16 protein-coding genes are annotated in these 14,951 nt (G+C 64.1%); 12 read left to right on the forward strand and 4 right to left on the reverse strand.

All coding sequences use genetic code 11. The annotated features are described in order from the left end of the window. Positions 1-25: 25 nt before the first annotated feature. From GBB14_RS03260 to pyk, 11 genes are all read left to right on the forward strand, one after another. Positions 26-211 carry a hypothetical protein gene (locus GBB14_RS03260; RefSeq protein WP_342447790.1) on the forward strand — a complete coding sequence of 62 codons (186 nt, stop codon included), beginning with the start codon at positions 26-28 and terminating at the stop codon, positions 209-211. Continuing rightward, the gene (locus GBB14_RS03265) at positions 212-1,621 is read left to right on the forward strand and encodes an MFS transporter (RefSeq protein WP_151530321.1); all 1,410 of its coding nucleotides are present in this window, start codon (positions 212-214) and stop codon (positions 1,619-1,621) included. 92 nt (positions 1,622-1,713) lie between these two features. Then, on the forward strand, positions 1,714-2,349 hold the full coding sequence (hisH, locus tag GBB14_RS03270; RefSeq protein ID WP_151530320.1) for an imidazole glycerol phosphate synthase subunit HisH: 636 nt from the start codon (positions 1,714-1,716) through the stop codon (positions 2,347-2,349). 65 nt (positions 2,350-2,414) lie between these two features. Further along, on the forward strand, positions 2,415-3,155 hold the full coding sequence (gene priA / locus GBB14_RS03275; protein ID WP_151530319.1) for a bifunctional 1-(5-phosphoribosyl)-5-((5-phosphoribosylamino)methylideneamino)imidazole-4-carboxamide isomerase/phosphoribosylanthranilate isomerase PriA: 741 nt from the start codon (positions 2,415-2,417) through the stop codon (positions 3,153-3,155). Between the two features lie 44 nt (positions 3,156-3,199). Next, positions 3,200-4,036, forward strand: a complete 837-nt coding sequence (locus GBB14_RS03280) for an inositol monophosphatase (protein WP_151530318.1) — start codon at positions 3,200-3,202, stop codon at positions 4,034-4,036. Positions 4,037-4,221: 185 nt separating this feature from the next. Next, positions 4,222-5,082 carry an imidazole glycerol phosphate synthase subunit HisF gene (gene hisF, locus GBB14_RS03285; RefSeq protein WP_225976684.1) on the forward strand — a complete coding sequence of 287 codons (861 nt, stop codon included), beginning with the start codon at positions 4,222-4,224 and terminating at the stop codon, positions 5,080-5,082. Next, a complete protein-coding gene (gene hisI / locus GBB14_RS03290) occupies positions 5,072-5,470 on the forward strand; it encodes a phosphoribosyl-AMP cyclohydrolase (protein ID WP_151530368.1) in 399 nt (132 codons plus the stop codon). Before hisF ends, hisI begins: the two co-directional genes overlap by 11 nt. Then, complete coding sequence (locus GBB14_RS03295; protein WP_225976685.1) at positions 5,467-6,186, forward strand: TIGR02234 family membrane protein; 720 nt, start codon at positions 5,467-5,469, stop codon at positions 6,184-6,186. Before hisI ends, GBB14_RS03295 begins: the two co-directional genes overlap by 4 nt. Before the next feature lie 162 nt (positions 6,187-6,348). Then, complete coding sequence (gene trpC / locus GBB14_RS03300; protein WP_151530317.1) at positions 6,349-7,158, forward strand: indole-3-glycerol phosphate synthase TrpC; 810 nt, start codon at positions 6,349-6,351, stop codon at positions 7,156-7,158. 101 nt (positions 7,159-7,259) lie between these two features. Beyond that, complete coding sequence (gene lgt, locus GBB14_RS03305) at positions 7,260-8,141, forward strand: prolipoprotein diacylglyceryl transferase (RefSeq protein WP_192796166.1); 882 nt, start codon at positions 7,260-7,262, stop codon at positions 8,139-8,141. 421 nt (positions 8,142-8,562) lie between these two features. Then, positions 8,563-10,071 (forward strand): pyruvate kinase, encoded by a 1,509-nt coding sequence (gene pyk, locus GBB14_RS03310; RefSeq protein WP_192796152.1) that lies wholly within the window; start codon positions 8,563-8,565, stop codon positions 10,069-10,071. A 167-nt stretch (positions 10,072-10,238) separates the two neighbouring features. Here the strand turns inward: pyk and GBB14_RS03315 are convergent, their stop codons facing one another. The 3 genes from GBB14_RS03315 to GBB14_RS03325 all read right to left on the reverse strand — a co-directional run bounded on the left by GBB14_RS03315 (position 10,239) and on the right by GBB14_RS03325 (position 13,564). Then, positions 10,239-11,684 (reverse strand): amidohydrolase, encoded by a 1,446-nt coding sequence (locus tag GBB14_RS03315; RefSeq protein WP_151530315.1) that lies wholly within the window; start codon positions 11,682-11,684, stop codon positions 10,239-10,241. A gap of 256 nt (positions 11,685-11,940) precedes the next feature. Further along, complete coding sequence (locus GBB14_RS03320) at positions 11,941-13,152, reverse strand: MFS transporter (protein WP_151529876.1); 1,212 nt, start codon at positions 13,150-13,152, stop codon at positions 11,941-11,943. A gap of 10 nt (positions 13,153-13,162) precedes the next feature. After that, positions 13,163-13,564 carry a metalloregulator ArsR/SmtB family transcription factor gene (locus tag GBB14_RS03325; RefSeq protein WP_151529877.1) on the reverse strand — a complete coding sequence of 134 codons (402 nt, stop codon included), beginning with the start codon at positions 13,562-13,564 and terminating at the stop codon, positions 13,163-13,165. Between the two features lie 69 nt (positions 13,565-13,633). Here GBB14_RS03325 and GBB14_RS03330 point away from each other — a divergent pair, with 69 nt between their 5' ends. Further along, complete coding sequence (locus GBB14_RS03330) at positions 13,634-14,296, forward strand: isochorismatase family protein (protein ID WP_151529878.1); 663 nt, start codon at positions 13,634-13,636, stop codon at positions 14,294-14,296. A gap of 35 nt (positions 14,297-14,331) precedes the next feature. On the opposite strand, the gene GBB14_RS03335 is transcribed toward GBB14_RS03330, so the two are convergent. Then, positions 14,332-14,862, reverse strand: a complete 531-nt coding sequence (locus GBB14_RS03335; RefSeq protein WP_151529879.1) for a type 1 glutamine amidotransferase domain-containing protein — start codon at positions 14,860-14,862, stop codon at positions 14,332-14,334. Positions 14,863-14,951 lie beyond the last annotated feature (89 nt).

Genomic DNA, 14,951 nt, shown 5'->3' on the forward strand with positions numbered 1-14,951 from the left:
GTTTTACGTTCTCGCCGCCGCCGATATGCAGCGAGGCACGGGCACCTCGTGGTTGATATATCTGCTGTTCATGGTGGCTGGTTTGCTGGTCGGCGGCGCTATCTCGGCCTATAGGGCAGAGCAAAAAGTACTCACGATAGTCTTAGGTGTATTAGCCCTGATTGGCTTCGCTGGCGGGGTGTTGTGGATGATTGGAGAGTTAGGAGCCTAGATGAGTACTCGGGTACTTTCACGAGCAGAACTCGAAGAACTGCCCAGCATGTGGAAGTCGCCCGGGTTTATTGCCACGCTCATCGCAGTGGGCTCGGCCTTCGGCGCTTTCTCTATTCTGCTGCCGGTGGTGCCGCTGGCCGTTATTGATGCCGGTGGTTCCGACGCCCTCGCTGGTGCGACCACGGCCATCTTCATGGCCGCCACCGTGCTCACCCAATATTTCACCCCGCAGGCCATCCGCGCCGTCGGATACCGGCCGGTGATGGTGGCCTCGGCATTCATGCTCGGCGTGCCCGCCCTCGGCCACCTGCTGGGTATGACAGTGGTGCCGGCGCTGCTCTTTTCCGCCCTTCGCGGCGTGGGCTTCGGCGCTATCACCGTGGCCCAGGCCGCCCTCATCGCCGAGATCGTTCCGCTGCGTTTCTTGGGTAAGGCCTCCGGCATGCTGGGCGTGTGCGTCGGCTTATCGCAGATGGTCTTTTTGCCGATTGGCCTCGCGGTGGCCGATAATGTCAGCTTCACGGTGGTCTATATCATCGCCGCAGTGATCGGCGTCTCCGGCGCGGCGCTCTGCGTGCTCATTCCGCCGGTGCGGCCCAATCCCGTCACGGATAACCAAGAGGAGTCCGAGGGCTTCAACCAGCGCGTCGCCACGTGGAAACTCATCACCGTGCCCGCCATCGCCATCTCCACGGTGGCCATGGGCTTCGGTGCGGTGTCCTCCTTCCTGCCGGCCGCGATCCGCGATATGGATCCCAACACGGGTGCCTTTATCGCCGGTATCGTGCTCTCGGTCGTCGGTGGCGCACAGATGATCTTCCGTTTCCTCTCAGGCGTGGTGGCCGATCGCCGCGGCGAGGCCGGGGCGACCATGCGCCCCGCCCAGATTCTCTCTGCACTGGGTCTCGTCGCTATCGCCGTGATCATTATTTTCGAGTGGCCCAGCTGGCTGCTGCTCTTTGCGGCACTGGCCTTCGGTGGTGGCTTCGGCGCCATCCAAAACGAGGCCCTGCTGGCCATGTTCAACCGACTGCCGCGTTCGAAGGTCTCCGAAGCCTCCGCGCTGTGGAATATGTCCTATGACACCGGCACCGGCATGGGTTCTTTTGTGCTCGGCATCGTGGCCGCCCGCGCCGCCTACCAGGACGCCTTTATCGTCGGCGCCGGCCTGGTCGTGGTGGGGCTGATGATCAGCTACGCCGATGCGGTGATGGGCCGACATCGTATCGCCGAATATGGCAATACCCGCGCCCAGCTGCGCCAAGTGCCGGTGGCCCGCAAAGCCGTCTATGGCATGCGCAAGATCCGCCGCGTCGGCGCCAGTGCCGTGCCGGTGGAGTTGCTGCTGCGCCGTGCCCCGCGCCCCGGCGGCTGGAAGCGGGGAAAGAAAAACAAGAAGCGCGGCTAGGTTCGGCCACCGCAGGCTAGAATTCGTGGATGCGCCAGCCCCGCCGCTGCAGGGTGGCGTCGATAAGCACACAACAAGGTGGAGACAACCTCATGACAACAACAGTGGCCATTCTGGACTATGGTGCCGGAAACCTGCGCTCGGCGCACCGAGCAATTGAACGCCACGGCGTGACCACGCTGGTCACCCACGATCCGCGCGAGGTTCTCGCCGCCGACGGTCTGCTCGTTCCTGGGGTCGGCGCCTATGCCGCCTGCATGGAGGGGCTGAAAAAGGTGCAGGGGCCGCGTTTGATCGGGGAGCGTCTCGCCGGAAGCCGGCCCGTGCTGGGTATTTGCGTCGGCATGCAGGTGATGTTTGCTCGCGGCGTCGAACATGGCGTGGATGCCGCGGGGCTGGGGGAGTGGCCGGGCACGGTGGAAAGGCTCGAGGCGGATGTATTGCCGCATATGGGCTGGAATACCGTCGAGGCCGATGCCGGCATGCGCATGTTTGACGGCATTGACCCAGCGGAGCGTTTCTACTTTGTGCACTCCTATGGCGTGCGCTCCTGGGAGATGCAGGTAGAAGAGCCCTTCCTGCCCCCGAAGCTCGCCTGGAGCGAGCACGGTGGCGATCGCATTCTTGCCGCCGTCGAAAACGGCCCGCTGTGGGCCACCCAGTTCCACCCCGAGAAATCCGGCGACAGCGGCGCCGAGCTGCTGCGCAATTGGATTGCTACGCTCTAAGCTAATCCCGCCCGGGCCCGAGTAGCGGCCACCGACTCTTCTCACGTGAAGGATCCTTGATCGTCATGAGTTTTACTCTCATTCCCGCCGTCGACGTTGTAGATTCCCAGGCCGTGCGTCTGCACCAAGGCGAGGCTGGGACAGAGAAAAGCTATGGCAGCCCGCTCGAGGCGGCCCGCACCTGGCAAGAGCAGGGCGCCGAGTGGCTGCACTTTGTGGACCTCGACGCCGCCTTCAAGCGCGGCTCCAATCACGAGCTCATGGCAGAGGTGATTCGGAAACTCGACATCAAGGTCGAGCTCACCGGAGGTATCCGCGACGATGCCTCCCTCGAGCGCGCCCTCGGCACCGGTGCCGCCCGCGTGAATATCGGTACCGCGGCACTGGAAAACCCGGACTGGGCCGAGGCGGTTCTCGAGCGCTATGGCGAGGCGGTAGCGATCGGGCTCGATGTCAAGCACATCGATGGTGAATGGCGTACCCGCGGCAATGGCTGGGTCTCCGATGGCGGCGATCTCTGGGAGGTTCTCGAGCGTTTCGACGCCGCCGGCTGTAGCCGCTTCGTCGTGACCGACGTGTCCAAGGACGGCACCCTGACCGGGCCGAATATTGAACTGCTGCGCGATGTGGCCGCCGCTACCGATGCCCGCATCGTCGCTTCCGGCGGCATCTCCAGCATCGAGGATGTCCTAGCCGTGGCCCAGCACCGCGCCGAGGGTATCGACTCGGTGATCATCGGCAAGGCCCTCTACGAAAACCGTTTTAGCCTCGCCGAGGTGCAGGCCGCCGTGGACGCGCTGGACTAGCGACGAGCACGGCACCGACACATCAGGATTGGGCGGAGACCACCATGGCGCAGACACCCCAGACGGACTATGACGCCCAGCAGCTCGAGCAGCTGCGCTGCACCGCAGAAGGCATCCTGCAGCCGCTGCTGCCGGTCTTTCGCGGCGGACTCGGCTCCCCGCCTGCCGTCACAAAGGCGCCGGGGGACTTCGCCACCGCCGTGGACTTGCAGCTCGAGCGCACGCTCAGCGAGGAACTTCTCGCCCACACCGGTATCGCCTGTGCTGGGGAAGAATTTGGCGCGGTGCGCGACTACGCAGCAGCCGCCACGACCCCCGACCCGCAATGGGTGATCGACCCCATCGACGGCACCTCTAACTACTCCGCCGGCAACCCGCAATGCGCGATCCTGGTCAGCCTCATCGTCGGCGGGCAGGCCGTGGTGGGCCTGACCGCGCTGCCCGCCACCGGTGAGCTGCTCTCCGCCACGGCGCACTCGGGGGTGTATCTCAACGGGGTGGCGGCGCCGCAGCCGGCAGAGCATGTGCGCTCGATCACCCAATTCGGGTTCGGCTCCATTGTCTCGCCCCGCGATTCCCGCTTCCCCACGACACTGCGCCACGCCCTGCTCGGTGAGCTCATTACCCGTTTCCCGCGGCTGCGCATCAGCGGCTCGGTGGGTGTGGATCTCGCCTATACCGCCCTTGGCCGCTTCGGTGGGGCCGTGAGCTTCAGCCCCCACCCCTGGGACAACGCCGCCGGTTATGTGCTCAACACCGCGGCGGGCAATGTGGTCACCGACCTTGGCGGCACGCCGTGGCGGCCCGGAGGCATCGGCATGGTGGCCGCCACCCCAGAGATCCACGAGGTGGTCATGGACGTCATCCGGCAGGCCGGCTAGGGGCGCATCAAGGCAGCCGGGTGCAGCGGTGGGCCGCAGCTGCTGGTGGCTGGAGGGTGGCGTCGATAAGCCCCCACCCCGTACGCGGTGTACCGGCCGGTGCGTGGGAGACTGATAGCGAGAATTCAACTACAGTCAAAAACTCTGTAATCGTGAACAACAATCGTGGGTAAGGACGAACAACCGTGGGCGTAGCAGTGCGAGTGATTCCGTGTCTAGATGTGGATCAAGGGCGCGTGGTAAAAGGCGTGAACTTTCAGGGGCTGCGCGATGCCGGTGACCCCGTGGAACTCGCCGCCCGCTATGACGCCGAGGGAGCAGACGAACTTACCTTCCTCGACGTGTCCGCCTCTACCGCCGGCCGCGGCACCATGCTCGACGTGGTGCGCCGCACCGCGGATCAAGTGTTCATCCCACTCACCGTTGGTGGCGGGGTGCGCAGCGTGGAGGATGTGGACCAGCTGCTGCGCGCCGGGGCGGACAAGGTGAGCGTGAATACCGCCGCGATTGCCCGGCCCGAGCTGCTCACCGAATTGGCGGAAACCTTCGGGTCCCAATGCGTGGTTCTCAGCCTCGATGCCCGCCGCGTGCCCGCCGGTGGGACGCCGCAACCCAGCGGGTTTGAGGTCACTACGCACGGCGGCACCCGCTCCGCCGAGATCGACGCTATCGAGTGGGCCCGCGAGGCCGAGCGCCGCGGGGTGGGGGAGATCCTGCTGAACTCCATGGATGGCGATGGCACCAAAGCGGGCTTCGACACCGAGCTGATCCGCCTCGTCCGCGATGCCGTGTCCGTGCCCGTGATTGCTTCCGGTGGCGCCGGTAGCGCCGAGCATTTCCCGCCCGCCATTGAGGCCGGTGCCGATGCGGTGCTCGCGGCCAGCATTTTCCATTTCCAAGAAGTCAGCATTGCCTCCTGCAAGCAGGCGCTTATCGACGCCAACCTGGAGGTGCGCACCAGCCGGGACGGCGGCGTCGCCCCGGCCGTGCAGCCCGCTGCCGCCGCGCAGCCCGATGCCGCCGAGGGAGACGATGATGCCGAGTAGTAATCCCGCCGATTATGAGCTGGACCCCGCTGTTGCCGCGCAGGTGCGCTTTAATGCCGATGGCCTGGTTCCCGTGGTGGTGCAGGAGGAACGCGGCGAGGAAGTATTGATGATGGCGTGGATGGATGCGCACGCGCTGGCCTACACCTTGGCCTCGCGTCGCGGCACCTACTATTCCCGCTCCCGCCAGGAGTACTGGATCAAGGGGCTAACCAGCGGGCACGTGCAAAAGGTGGTCTCGCTGGCCGCGGATTGCGATGGCGATACCCTCTTGATGCGCGTGCACCAGACCGGCGCAGCCTGCCACACCGGCAGCCGCACCTGCTTCGATGACCGTGAGCTCAGCTTCGGCTGCGTGCTCGAGGATGCAGAAGGAGAACAGCAGTGAGCTCGCGCAGCACAGCCCAGCGCCCCGCCAAGTACTGGATGGCCTTGGGGGCGATTGCCCTGGGCGCCGTGGTGGCGTGGGTATCCACCCGCATGGTGTGGGTGAGCGTCGATAGCTTCGACGATAAATCCGGTGCAGCCTCCTTTGAGATTCTCGGCGCCACGTGGTCGACCGAGCTGGCCGCCATCGCCCTGCTCTTTCTCGCCTCGGTGGTAGCGGCGGCGGTGTTGCGTCCCCTCGTGCGCCGCGTCATTGGTGGCGTGGTGGCTGTGGCTGGGGTAGTCGGCGGCTATGCCCCGCTCAGCGTGCTGGGAGGCGAGCCGGACCCCTCGCGGGCGCGGGCGCTGCTGCTCGCGGACTCCCACGATGCGGGCGCCTCCGCGGCCGGCACCTCCCAACAGGTGCAGACACTCACCGAGTGGGCCAGCATCCAAGCCGTTGATAGCTCCACCCTTGGTCCCGCATTGGCGCTGGTCGCCTGCGCCAGCGCGGTGTTCGGTGGGGTCTTGTTGCTGCTGCAGCCAGGACAGGCGCGCGCGGCGTCGAATAAATACGAAAAGCGGGCGGCGCGGCGCGAGAAACTCGGCGAAGATCTGCGGGAATCCCCCGACTCTGGGCGCGTGATGTGGGATGCCCTCGATGAAGATATTGATCCCACCGAGGCCCCGGACACCTCCACAGACAACAATGACGCAGGCAACACATCCACCCGTTAAGCTCTCTGCATAACTCCGTATAGAGGCGCTGTGAGCTGCGGAAACAGGGCTAATTTAGGGATAGCCCATGGCAGGCTATAGCCTAAAAGAGTTAATTGCAGGGCGGTGGTGCGATTCTTATACAGGCCACCACAGCCGCCGGGCACACCCTAAGGACACGGCATGGTTTCGGAGATCGAGCGCATTCTCGCTGGCGTCAGCGAGGACGTGAAGGCGCGCGAGCACCACCTGCCATTTAAAGAGATCAAAAGGCTCTCCTTCTCGGCACCGAAGGCGCGGGATGCCCGCGCCGCCCTCTCTCAACCGGGATGCTCCATTATTGCCGAGCTCAAGCGCGCCGTGCCCAATAAAGGCGAGCTCGCCGCCATCGAACACCCCGCACTCTTGGCCCAGCAGTTTGAGCGCGAGGGGGCGCGCATCATTTCCTGTCAGACCGAGCGTCGCCGCTTCAACGGCGATCTGCGGGATGTGCGCGCGGTGAAACAAGCAGTCGATGTGCCGGTGATGGCCAAGGACTTCATCATTGATCCCTACCAGATCCACGAGGCCCGCTACTTCGGCGCAGACGTGGTGCCGTTGATTGCCGCCATCTTGGATCAGCACCGGCTCGAGGCGCTGCTCGATCGCGTCGAATCTTTAGGCATGACCGCCCTGGTGGAGGTCAATACGCGCGAAGAAGCAAGCCGGGCGGTGCAGGCCGGGGCCACGCTCATCGGGGTGAATGCCCGGTCCATGGATACCTTCGAGCTCAACCCCACGGCCTTTTCTGAAATCGCCCCCGGCCTGCCCAGCGGGGTGGTGCGCATCGCCATGTCGGGCGTCGATACCCCGCAGCAGCTGATGACCTACGCCGGCTGGGGCGCGGATGCGGTGATCATTTCCACCTCCTTGGTCACCCATGAGGACCCCGCGGGGCTGTGTCGTAAACTGGTGGCAGCCGGGCAGCATCCGGCGTGTCCCTCCACCCGCTAGCGATTCACGAAGCGAGATCTCACACGGTGCTAGACCAGTTTATTTCCGCCGGATTCCCGTCTGCGCTTTTCTCGGGCGACCTCGGCCGCTTCAGCGCGGGGCTGACCCGCGCCATCCCCTCCCCGCCGCAGGGCGTATGGCAGCTCGGCCCCATTCCCGTCCGCGCCTATGCGCTCTGCATCATCGCCGGCATCGTGGCGGCGCTACTGCTGACCAAAAAGCGCTATCAGGATCGCGGTGGCGATGGCGAGGTCGTCTACGATGCGGCTCTCGTGGCCGTGCCCAGCGGCATCATCGGCGGCCGCCTGTATCACGTGATCACCGATCACGATAAGTACTTCTGCGAGAGTTGTTCCCCCATCGACGCGGTGAAAATCACCAATGGCGGACTGGGTATTTGGGGTGCGATCGCCCTCGGCACCATTGCCGTGGCGGTGTATTTCCGCATGAAGAAGATCCCGCTCGCCCCCTTTGCCGATGCCGTCGCCCCCGGCATCATCTTGGCCCAGGCCATCGGCCGCCTCGGCAATTGGTTCAACCAAGAGCTCTATGGCTATCCCACCGATGTGCCCTGGGCGCTGGAGATCTATGAGCGCGTAGACGCCACTGGAATGCTCGCGCCGGTCACGGGCCGCTCCACCGGCGAGGTGCTGGCCACCGTGCACCCGACGTTCCTCTACGAGCTGGTGTGGAACCTCATCATCTTCGCCCTATTGCTGTGGGCAGATAAGCGCTTCTCGCTGCGCGGCGGCCAGGTATTCGCACTCTATGTGGCCGGCTATACCGCAGGCCGCTTCGTCATCGAGCTGATGCGCTCGGATGCGGCCACCCATATCTTTGGCCTGCGGGTCAATACCGTTGTCTCCGCTGTGGTGTTCCTCGCCGCGGTACTCGTATTCATCATGATGCGGGCGCGGCAGCGCCACCGCGACGCCGCGCAGCCCCAGGCTGCTTCTGTGGAGTATCCACAGAGCACACTCTGAGGCACCAGAATAGTCGCGCCCACTGTGTCTCGGCCCCGCGGCGATCGTGCGCCGATACCGTGCCGGCCGAGAGCAGAGCAACCGCACTCACCACGTGGTGAGTGCGGTTTTATGTATTGGTGAGTGCCGCGTGCAGCAGTGCCACGGGCGACGCTGTGGGTGTTGCTGCGGGGCAATGTGATCAACTTCGCCAGACAGGGTGGCTGTGGCCACATCTCGCACAACTCGGGCCGAGTTGAACCCAGATCACAATGTGGGTTTGTGCCTGTTTGACCTGCATTTGTGTGGTTTTGTGGACGTTTCCATGGATAAAACAACAGCGCGGTATGGGGTTCTGCGGGGCTGTTAGCGCGTCTTCCAGCGCTTTCTTCAATGCGGCGCGTGTAGCCGGATTGCGCTAGGAGCACTACAGTGGGGAAGCGTGAATAGGAGAACGAAAATCGTATGTACCCTCGGTCCCGCCGTTGCTAGTGAGGAGGGCATTCTTGAGCTCGTCAAATCCGGCATGGACGTGGCTCGCCTGAATTTCTCGCACGGTGATCACTCCGACCATGAACAGAACTATCGCTGGGTCCGTGAGGCCACCGATAAGACTGGTCACGCTGTCGGCATCCTCGCCGACCTGCAGGGCCCCAAGATCCGCCTCGGCCGTTTTATCGACGGCTCCACTATGTGGGAGACCGGCGAAACCGTCCGCATCACTGTGGACGATGTGCAAGGCACCCACGACCGCGTGTCCACCACCTACAAGAACCTGGCCAATGACGCCAAGCCGGGTGACCGCCTGCTGGTCGATGACGGCAAGGTCGGCCTCGTCTGCATCGAGGTCGATGGCAACGACGTCGTCTGCGAGGTCACCGAAGGTGGCCCAGTGTCCAACAACAAGGGTGTCTCCCTGCCCGGTATGGATATCTCCGTGCCGGCCCTGTCCGAGAAGGACATCAAGGACCTGCGCTTCGCGCTGAACCTGGGCGTGGACTTCATCGCCCTGTCCTTCGTGCGCTCCCCGGCCGACGTCGAGCTCGTGCACAAGGTCATGGATGAGGAGGGCCGCCGCGTCCCCGTCATCGCCAAGCTCGAAAAGCCCGAGGCCGTTGAGGCTCTCGAGTCCGTGGTGCTAGCCTTCGACGCCATCATGGTTGCCCGTGGCGACCTCGGCGTGGAGGTACCGCTGGAGGAGGTGCCGCTGGTTCAGAAGCGTGCCATCCAGATCGCACGCGAGAACGCTAAGCCGGTGATCGTGGCCACCCAGATGCTGGATTCCATGATCGAAAACTCCCGCCCGACCCGCGCCGAGGCCTCCGACGTGGCCAACGCCGTGCTGGATGGTGCGGATGCCGTCATGCTCTCCGGCGAAACCTCCGTTGGTGTGGATCCGCACAACGTGGTGCGCACCATGTCCCGCATCGTGCGGGTTGCGGAAAAGGACGGCGACGTGCCGCAGCTGACTCACGTTCCGCGCACCAAGCGTGGCGTGATCACCTACTCGGCCCGCGATATCGCCCAGCGCCTGAACGCCAAGGCTCTGGTGGCCTTCACCACCTCCGGCGATACCGCGAAGCGCCTGGCTCGCCTGCGCTGCCCGCTGCCGCTGTTGGTATTCACCCCCGATCCGGCCGTGCGTTCGCAGCTGGCACTGTCTTGGGGTGCGGAGACCTTCCTGACCGAAACCGTCCACGACACCGATGAGATGATGGTGGCCGTCGACGAGGCTCTGCTGTCCATGAGCGAGTATGAACGCGATGACGTGATGGTGGTTGTTGCCGGTACTCCTCCCGGAATCCCCGGTAACACCAACATGATCCAGGTGCACCTGCTCGGCGATAACACCCGCTCTACCAAGTGTGAGAGCGAGAGCGACGCCACCCTGGTGTCGGAGACTCCCTCCACCGCCAGCAGCACCGGCACGACGAGCTCGACCTCGAAGTAGCCGGCGCCTGCCGTAAGTGTCCGCCCCGGCTGACACTACGGCTGATGGCTGCGGGTACTACCGCACGACATAACACAGACCACCGATCCTCTCCCATGACAGGAGTGGGGATCGGTGGTCTGTGGCGTCTGCGGCCCCCGTCTCAGCAGGGGCGGTGGCCGCTGGTGTTACTTCCGCAGCTCGTGGGCGCGGTGCGCGGCCTCGGCGTCGGGGAGGTTCGCGGATTCCACCACGGCCTCCGAGCGCACCTCAGTGGGATCGGAGGGAAGATTCTTCGGCAGGTTCGCCTCGTCCGGGCGCTGGATGGTGGCCTCGGACTTATCGTCTACCAAGTAGGTGAGCACGGCGCACAGTGCGGCCTTGGTGGAGGCATCCACAGAAGGCTCATAATCCGGGAGGAAGTTGCCGGCATGGTTGACGGGGATGTCCTCGATAGTGTCCTCGGCGAGAGCCTTATCCCACTGTTCGCGGGGCGTGATACCCACCAGCCAGAAGAAGTAGGGGGCGCCGAAGGCGCGGGGGATATTGGTGAAGTCCTCCGAAGCGGTCCAGCGTTTGGCGTCCACGCTCTCCTCGCCGAATACCTCGTCGAAGGTATAGCGCACGTGCGAATACACCACGGGGTCATTCTCGGTGAGTTCGCCGTGATTGGAGAAACGGAACTCGGGGGCGCGCTCGCAGCCAGATGCCTGGCACTCCCCGTGCACCACGCGCTTAATGGCCTGGTAGGTCTTGCGCTTGACCTCGTTGTCATAGAAGCGGCAGTTGAGCACCAAGGTGGCTTCGCTGGGCACGGTGTTATTGGTGTGCCCAGAAATCAGGGAGCCGACGGTGATCACGGCGAAGTCATTGGGGTTGATCTCGCGTCCGACGATGCCCTGCAGGCGTACCACGATCATCGCCGCCAGGTAGGTGGGGTCGATGGAGTTGTGCGGCATGGAACCGTGCGCGGACTTGCCGTAGAGCTTGATGGTGATGGTGTCGCATGCAGCAAGTGCCGCTCCGGGGCGGGACAGGATGCGGCCGGCGGGGCCGGCGATCACGTGCTGGCCAAAGCATACATCGGGCTTCGGGATGATATCGGCGAGGCCATCATTGACCATCGCCGCCGCGCCCACCGAAATCTCCTCGGCCGGCTGGAAGAGCGCCACGAAGGTGCCGGACCAGCTATCGCGGGTGGAGTCCATGACGGCGCAGGCGCCGAGCAGGGCGGTGGTGTGCATATCGTGCCCGCAGGCGTGCATGATCGGGGTTTCCACCCCAGACTCGCGCACCCGCGTGCGGGTGGAGGCGTAAATGGCGCCGGAGGTTTCCTTCACCGGCAGCGCATCGAAGTCTGCGCGGAACAGCGCGGTGGGGCCATCACCATTGCGGAAAATAGCGACGATGCCGTGGCCGCCGATGCCGGTGTGTACCTCGCAATCGAAGTTGCGCAGGTGCGCGGCGATTTTCCGGGCGGTTTCCACCTCAAATCCGGACAGCTCCGGATTGGCGTGCATGTCCTGGTAGAACGCTTTCTGCCAGTCGAGTTTCACCCCGTGATTATCAATAATGTTCTTGATAGTCCGGCTCTTATCGCGCGCATGCGCCGAGGCGGCTGTGGTGTCATTCACGGGGGTACTAGGTTCCTTTCGCAGGTTGCGTGCACGTGGGTGGTTTCGCCCTCTTTTCCTGAGCTCGCCGCCCGCCGCGGACGGTGGTGGGGCAAGCAAAAAGCCCCTAGGGGGCAACTATGGGAAAAGAAGGTATAGTGCCATCAACCCTAGAGGCGCAGGCAGCGCGGCACAAGGGGTTATACACCCCCTATGGCTTCTCCACAGGCGATAGGGGGGTGGGGTGGGTGCCGCGTGCGGGCGGGGACTGGGCCCGCTAGCTACGCTTGGCGCGGGCGAACCACAGTGCGGTTCCCGCTGCCCCCATCACGCCGAGAACACCCAGTGCCCAGGCCGCGGCCGAGAGGCTGACGAGGCTGCCGATGAAGCCCGCGGTTGGGTAAGTAAGCAGGTAGCAGGCGTGGGACGCGCTGAACTGGGTGGCGAATACGGCGGTGCGGTTATCGACGGTGCTGTGGCGGCGCAGCAGCCGTGAACTCGGGGTGGCAATGAGTGCGGCGCTCGCGCCGAGCAGGGCCCAGAGCAGACACATCAGCCACCACGCGGCCGCACCGTGCAGGGCGAGTGCTACCGCAGCGAGGAGTAGCGGCGCGCTGATGGCGCCGAGGACCATGACTGTGGTGTCTACTGCGTAGTGCAGCAGCCGCGGCAGCACGATGGCAATGAACATCGAGCCGGTGCCAAAGAAAGCGAGCAAGATGCCGAGATCGGAGTCTGGTCGCTGCAGCTGATCGCGCACCACCACCACGGTGTTGATGATGACCATCGCCCCGACCGCGGCCACGGTGAGGTTCGACCATGCCACTCCGCGCAGTTCTGGGGTGCGCCGGAAGATGCGGGCCCCGGCGAGGGGGCGACGGAAGATGGATTCGGTGCGGTCGATCTCGAGGGTGCGGCGATACTCCTCGATGTGGGTGCTGAGAATGAGCGCGGCGGAGCAGGCAAAGCCGATGATCGTGCCGAGGAAGAGCAGGTGATAACTCATCACGGCCAGCAGCGCGGCGGCGAGAAGCGGCGAAAGCACCGACTCCAAATCGTAGGCCAGGCGAGACAGGGACAGTGCCTGCGTGTAGTCCTCTTCATCGGGCAGCACATCGGGGATGAGGGCCTGGAAGGTCGGGGTGAAGGTGGCCGAGGCGGCCTGCAGGATAAAGATGAGGATATAGATTTGCCACGTCTCGGTGACAAAGGGCAGGCCGCAGGCAATGAGACCGCGCACCACATCCGCCGATACCAGCACCACCTTGGGATTCCACCCCGCGAGCAGCGTGGTGGCCACGGGGGAGAGCAGCACATAGGCAATAATCTTGATGCTCAGCGCGGTGCCCAGCACGCTGCCGGCCTGGCTGCCGGCGATATCGAAGGCGAGTAGGCCCAGGGCAACGGTGAGTAATCCCGTACCCACGAGAGCAATAACTTGGGCCCCGAAAAGCCGAGCGTAGCGGTGATTGCGAAGAACAGAAAGCATGCCGATGCCTTTAAGTGTCGTGGGTGTGGGAGAGCGCCTCGGCGCTCACGGCGTGCTCAGCCTGGTTCATGGCCTCGCTGATTAGCTGGATGGCGTGCTCATCGGTCAGTGAGTAGTAGACGCTGGTGCCCTGGTGGCGGGTGGTGACCATCCGCGCGAGGCGCATTTTGGCGAGATGCTGGGAGACGGTAGCGGGACGCTTAGCGACGGTGGCCGAAATCTCGTTCACGCTCATCTCTTCGGTTTTACCCAGGGTGAGGATAATACGAATGCGCGTGGGGTCCGCGAGCAGTTTGAGCACTTCAGCGGCGGCAAGTTCCAAAGAGCCGCTCTCGGTGATGGCAGGTACGTGCACGTGATCACTCGGGGCGCGTTTAGGTGAACCATTCCTTAGCTTCTTATCTTCGTGCATATGAAGATAATAGGGTTGCCGGCGGTGGGTGGTCAAGAGTGTCGGGCGTACGCGTCTAGAGTGGTAGCTATGACTACTCTCACACTTCAGGCGCTACGCGCCGCTGGTATTGACATCACGAGTTATTCGGCCCCGCAGGATCGTTCCGCTTTTGTCCTCGTGGACGGGCAAAATGACTTCGTCGAAGGGGGCGCCCTCGGCGTGGAGGGCGGCGCCCACGCTCTGACGGCGACGGCGGAGTTCTGCGCCGCCCATGCCCGCAACTATGCGGTGTGCGCGGTCACGCGCGATTGGCACATCGATCCGGGATCCCACTTTGCAGATGAGCCCGATTATGCCGAGAGCTGGCCGCGGCACTGCGTGGCCGGCACTACTGGAGCGGAGTTACATCCCCAGGCGCTGCGGGCGCTCGATAATGCTGCCGCGGCCGCCCCCGAGCAGATACGCATTGACGTCAGCAAAGGCGAATACACTGCGGCGTATTCAGGATTCGAAGGAGCCACCCCGCATGGCACCAGCCTCGCCGAGGCGCTGCGGGAACACGGGGTGACAACCCTCGATGTTGCCGGCATCGCCACGGACTATTGCGTGCGAGCCACCTGTCTCGATGGCCTTGCAGAGGGCTTCGCCGTGCGGCTTCTCGTGCCTTTGACTGCTGGGGTGGCGGAGCAGAGCTCGCTGGCGGCGTTGCGTGAAATCCGCACCCAGGGTGGCCAGCTACTGTTGGTCTAACCCCCACCTAGGCGGGTGGTTGGAGTCGAGGAGACTTAGTGCGCGGCGGCGAAGGCGCGCAGGATCTCCTTGTTGAAGGCGGGCAGGTCGGCGGGGGTGCGCGAGGAGATAAGTGCGCCATCGACACAGACCTCGCGATCAACCCAGGTGGCCCCCGCGTTGATGAGGTCGGTCTTCATCGAGTGATAGGAGGTGATGGTCCGGCCGCGCAGCACATCGGCGTCGCTGAGAATCCACCCACCGTGGCAGATCACGCCCACTGGTTTGCCGGCCTCCACCAGGTTCTTCACGAGTGCTATGGCGTGGGCATCGGTGCGGATGGTATCGGCGTTTTTGGTTCCGCCAGGCAAGAGCAAACAATCAAAATCAGCGGCATCCGCCTTGTCGGTGGTGACATCCACCGATACGGTGGAGCCCTTCTTGCTCTCGATCTCACCGGCCTCGGTGGAGACCACAAGCGCCTGCCCACCGGCCTCGATGATGGCGGCGATGGGGTTGGAGAGCTCATCATCGTCAAAACCATGAGTCGCCACAACGGCGACGGTCACAGAATTCAGATCAGGCACGACGTACACGTCCTTTCACATTATTTTTCGGCTTTTTAGTGTGCGGCCCAGAATAGGGCGGACCGTGCCGTTTGTGCCACCGTCGTCGC

The organism is Corynebacterium sp. 51B, from assembly GCF_008930785.1.
Classification (GTDB): domain Bacteria; phylum Actinomycetota; class Actinomycetes; order Mycobacteriales; family Mycobacteriaceae; genus Corynebacterium; species Corynebacterium megadyptis.

Coding starts and splice junctions, on each gene's coding strand:
- GBB14_RS03260 (WP_342447790.1), top strand. CDS start 26: ATGCAGCGAGGCACGGGCACCTCGTGGTTGATATATCTGCTGTTCATG.
- GBB14_RS03265 (WP_151530321.1), top strand. CDS start 212: ATGAGTACTCGGGTACTTTCACGAGCAGAACTCGAAGAACTGCCCAGC.
- hisH (WP_151530320.1), top strand. CDS start 1,714: ATGACAACAACAGTGGCCATTCTGGACTATGGTGCCGGAAACCTGCGC.
- priA (WP_151530319.1), top strand. CDS start 2,415: ATGAGTTTTACTCTCATTCCCGCCGTCGACGTTGTAGATTCCCAGGCC.
- GBB14_RS03280 (WP_151530318.1), top strand. CDS start 3,200: ATGGCGCAGACACCCCAGACGGACTATGACGCCCAGCAGCTCGAGCAG.
- hisI (WP_151530368.1), top strand. CDS start 5,072: ATGCCGAGTAGTAATCCCGCCGATTATGAGCTGGACCCCGCTGTTGCC.
- trpC (WP_151530317.1), top strand. CDS start 6,349: ATGGTTTCGGAGATCGAGCGCATTCTCGCTGGCGTCAGCGAGGACGTG.
- GBB14_RS03320 (WP_151529876.1), bottom strand. CDS start 13,152: ATGCTTTCTGTTCTTCGCAATCACCGCTACGCTCGGCTTTTCGGGGCC.
- GBB14_RS03325 (WP_151529877.1), bottom strand. CDS start 13,564: ATGCACGAAGATAAGAAGCTAAGGAATGGTTCACCTAAACGCGCCCCG.
- GBB14_RS03330 (WP_151529878.1), top strand. CDS start 13,634: ATGACTACTCTCACACTTCAGGCGCTACGCGCCGCTGGTATTGACATC.